4 protein-coding genes are annotated in these 4,133 nt (G+C 39.1%); 3 read left to right on the top strand and 1 reads right to left on the bottom strand.

Annotation, left to right across the window (positions count from 1 at the left end):
- Both AC1DUW_RS22325 and AC1DUW_RS22320 read left to right on the top strand, forming a co-directional pair.
- Positions 1 to 765 (top strand): NADP(+)-dependent, decarboxylating phosphogluconate dehydrogenase (locus AC1DUW_RS22325; protein WP_477643494.1); only part of this gene is annotated, 765 nt, incomplete at its 5' end.
- Positions 766 to 1,117: 352 nt separating this feature from the next.
- Entirely contained in the window at positions 1,118 to 1,315 is a 198-nt protein-coding gene (locus AC1DUW_RS22320; RefSeq protein ID WP_152952296.1) for a hypothetical protein, read from the top strand.
- A 45-nt stretch (positions 1,316 to 1,360) separates the two neighbouring features.
- On the opposite strand, the gene zwf is transcribed toward AC1DUW_RS22320, so the two are convergent.
- Entirely contained in the window at positions 1,361 to 2,860 is a 1,500-nt protein-coding gene (gene zwf / locus AC1DUW_RS22315) for a glucose-6-phosphate dehydrogenase (protein WP_053346880.1), read from the bottom strand.
- Between the two features lie 230 nt (positions 2,861 to 3,090).
- Here zwf and rnz point away from each other — a divergent pair, with 230 nt between their 5' ends.
- Positions 3,091 to 4,023, top strand: a complete 933-nt coding sequence (gene rnz / locus AC1DUW_RS22310) for a ribonuclease Z (RefSeq protein WP_053346879.1) — start codon at positions 3,091 to 3,093, stop codon at positions 4,021 to 4,023.
- Positions 4,024 to 4,133 lie beyond the last annotated feature (110 nt).

Raw genomic sequence — 4,133 nt, 5'->3', positions numbered from 1 at the left:
GTGTTTACAGAATGGAATAAAGGAGAGCTTGATAGCTATTTAATCGAAATTACTGCTGATATTTTCAAAAAATATGATGATGAAACTGGCAAGCCAATGGTCGATATCATTTTAGATAAAGCAGGCCAAAAAGGAACAGGGAAATGGACAAGCCAAAGTGCCCTTGACCTTGGGGTTCCGCTTCCAATCATCACGGAATCTGTATTTGCTCGGTTTATCTCAGCAATCAAGGAAGAGCGTGTAGAAGCGAGCAAAATCCTTCGTGGACCAAAAGCTGAGTCATTTACTGGTGATAAAAAGGCATTGATTGAAAGTATTCGGAAAGCTCTTTATATGAGTAAAATTTGTTCATATGCACAAGGCTTTGCCCAAATGAAGGCAGCATCCGAAGAAAATAACTGGGATCTCCAATATGGAGAAATCGCAATGATCTTCCGTGGGGGCTGTATCATTCGTGCACAATTCCTACAAAAAATCAAAGAAGCGTACGATCGTAAAGCGAACCTGAACAATCTGCTTCTTGATTCTTATTTCCAAGGTATTGTAGAAAGCTATCAAGGTGCTTTACGTGAGGTAGTTTCTACAGCAGTTATGAATGGAATTCCTGTTCCATGCTTGGCATCTGCACTTGCTTATTTTGACAGTTATCGTACAGAAACGCTACCAGCAAACCTGATTCAAGCTCAACGCGACTATTTTGGTGCACATACGTATCAACGTATCGATAAAGAAGGAACTTTCCATACAGAATGGATGGAAAAATAAATGAAAGTAAGCCGGCTTAAAAAGGGAGATTTCCTTTTTAAGTCGGTTTTTTTTGGCCTTTTAACGCCAATGCAGTGTGGTCACTTTACCATATAAGCCACTTCCTCCTCACATAGAACATAAAAAGGGGTGTTCGAATTAAAGCATGTGGACGAGATATGGTGAATAAAATTTTATATATTGGCTGGATAAGGATAAAATGGTAATGCTATACTGGTAATAAATAGGGCCTTTGTATTTTCTTTTTTGATAAAAAACATAGTATTATATATGTCATTCAATCTTGTTCTTTAGGTTTAAACACCTGCAAAGGAATGGTTAGTAAAGTCTAATGAAGATCGAAGGATACAGTATGACGTTAAGAGAGAGAGAGAAGGAGCGGGTAACTGTGTATATCATTTGGGTGGCTTTAGCTATAATGTTATTTTTTATTGGCTTTGAATTTGGTGTATCATTTTGGCTTAATTCAGAAACAGATAAAGAAATGTCAAAATCCAAGGAAATGATTCATACTATCCGAGCGAAATTAGTCAGGAAGAGTGCCTCATGAATAGAGAAGAGGATGCAGATTCACTGCATCCTCTTTATTATTTAATTAATCATTTTTCTTTTCTGATTTCTCGATTTGCCACCAAATATGTCCATCTTCGGCTAGAAGCTCATCGGATGCAAGGGGGCCTGTCGATCCTGCTTCATAATTAGGGAACGATTCTTCTTTAGTATTTTCCCATGCATTAGAAATGGTGTCGACAAACTTCCATGAAAGGGCCACTTCGTCCCAGTGTGTGAAGTTTGTAGCATCTCCACGCATGCTGTCAAACAATAGCTTCTCATAGGCTTCAGGAGAGTTAATATGTTCAATTCCTTTGTTGGAGACGGTAAGTTTCACAGGCTTCGTATTCGACGTTGTCCCAGATTTTTTAACATTTAAGTATAGAGTGATTCCTTCATCAGGCTGGATATGGATAACGAGAAGATTCGGGTTCAAGGTTTCTTCCGTTTTATAATACAGATTCATTGGGATATCTTTAAATTGGACGACAATTTTTGTTGATTTTACATCCATTCGCTTACCTGTTCGGATATAAAAGGGAACACCGGCCCAGCGGAAGTTATCAATCATCAATTTACCTGCAACATAGGTTTCTGTGTTGGAATCTGGATTTACGTTCAATTCATCGCGATAAGCCGAAAGTGTTTGTGCGCCTACTTTACCGCTGCCATATTGACCACGGACAAAGTATTGATTGACTTCTTCCACTTTCATTGGCCGTAGCGAACGCAGTGCTCGTACCTTTTCGCTACGCACCTCTTCTGTTGTCAAAGCAATCGGAGGTTCCATAGCAAGTAGGGCAACCATCTGCAACAGATGGTTCTGGACCATATCTCTAAGGGCACCGCTGGTTTCATAGTAACGACCCCGTTCTTCAACCCCTAGCGTTTCGCTTGATGTAACTTGAATGTTAGAAATATAGCGGTTATTCCAAAGCGGTTCAAAGAGCGCATTGGAAAAACGAATGACTTCAATATTCTGAACCATTTCTTTTCCTAGGTAATGATCGATTCGATAGATTTCATCTTCAGCGAAAGCGGTACGAATTTGCTCATTCAATATTTGTGCTGTTTCGAAACTGTGTCCAAACGGCTTTTCTATGACAAGACGCTTATAGCCAGTCGTATCAGTCAAGCCTTGTGCTTTAATCTGCTCGGCAATTGTCCCGAAAAACTCCGGTGCCATCGCTAAATAAAAGATTCTATTACCTTCTAATTGATACTGTCCGTCTAAATTTTCAGCAAAACCTTTTAACTGCAAATACGATTCAGAGCTCGTTACATCATGAGAATGATAATGGAAGTGGGAAATGAATTCATCGACTCTTTCTTCCGCATGTCCGAACGTAAGGATGGATTCTTTAACACTTGATTGAAACTCCTCAGTGGACAATGGTCTTCTTGCTACACCAACGACCGCAAATTTGTTGATTTTTTGTTTTTGAAATAGTCGATATATGGAAGGAAATAGTTTCCGTTTCGCTAAATCTCCGGTAGCACCAAAAATCATGATTAATGCTGTGGGTTTATTGTTTTCTGTCATGTTAAAACCTCAACTTTCCGTTAATTCCGTCGTATGAAGTTGGAATTTCTGTATATGTACCAATTTCTAATTTTACGGTTAGCTTACCCTCAAAGCAATCAATTTGCGCATTTTTTCTCATATTTCATGAAAAGTTTAAAATGGCTCTAGTTTTAAAAGAGTCATAAATGAAAGAGCACCTTTGTTATGCTATAGTTAAATTATAAAGTTTTTGCAACGGAGGTAGGAATGTGGATTTTGTTTTATTAGGTACAGGCGCTGGTGTTCCGGCAAAAGCGCGTAATGTGACGGCAATCGCTCTTCAATTATTGGAAGAACGAGGAACGGTTTGGTTATTCGATTGTGGGGAAGCAACACAGCATCAAATTTTAAAAACGGCAGTTAAACCGCGTAAAATAGAAAAGATTTTTATTACCCATTTACATGGTGACCATATCTTTGGGCTTCCTGGTTTATTAAGTAGCAGGTCTTTTCAGGGCGGGGTAGAAAAATTGACTGTGTATGGCCCAAAAGGTATTGATGCCTATATTACGACAAGCTTACAAGTCAGTGGCACTCATTTAAAATATCCATTAGAAATTATTGAAATAGAGGAAGGCATAGTTTTTGAGGACGAGCAGTTTACAGTGACTGCTTTGTCTCTTGATCACGGTATTTATAGTGTCGGTTACCGTATTGTAGAGAAAGACCGTCCAGGAAGCTTACTTGTAGACCAGTTGCTTCAGGAAGGTGTGAAGCCGGGACCTCTTTTTAAAGCGTTGAAAAACGGTGAAATGGTCCAACTCGATGATGGTCGCGTCTTGAATGGAAAAGATTATCTTGGTGATCCTCAAAAAGGTCGGATAATCACAGTTCTTGGTGATACAAGAGTATGCAGTAATGCTCTTATTCTGGCTGAATCTGCGGATTTTCTTGTTCATGAAGCTACCTTTTCGGCAGAAGAAACTGAAATGGCATCGGCCTATTTTCATTCGACCACCGTGCAGGCTGCAGAAACGGCGATGAAAGCAGGAGCTAAGCAGCTAATTCTTACTCATATTAGTTCTCGCTATACTCTCGAGGATTCGGAACGGCTAAAAGAGGAAAGTAAGGCAATTTTCGCAAACACGATAATGGCAGAAGATTTAATGGCGATTAAAATTCCCTTATATGTAGAGGAATAGAGAAGCTGAAATCAAAGCGATTGTTTGATATAATAATTCAATTGTTTATTGGATATACAAAGGAGTGTAAAAAATGACTGACCAAAGCAATCTACATACTAAGGCAATGG

The organism is Peribacillus sp. P4_C12 (genome assembly GCF_056402095.1).
The sequence above is the reverse complement of the archived record's forward strand: the minus strand, read 5'-3'. Positions and strand labels throughout refer to the sequence as shown.

Excerpts from the sequence above, each read along its gene's own strand:
- AC1DUW_RS22320 (WP_152952296.1), top strand. The coding sequence starts at position 1,118 with ATGACGTTAAGAGAGAGAGAGAAGGAGCGGGTAACTGTGTATATCATT.
- zwf (WP_053346880.1), bottom strand. The coding sequence starts at position 2,860 with ATGACAGAAAACAATAAACCCACAGCATTAATCATGATTTTTGGTGCT.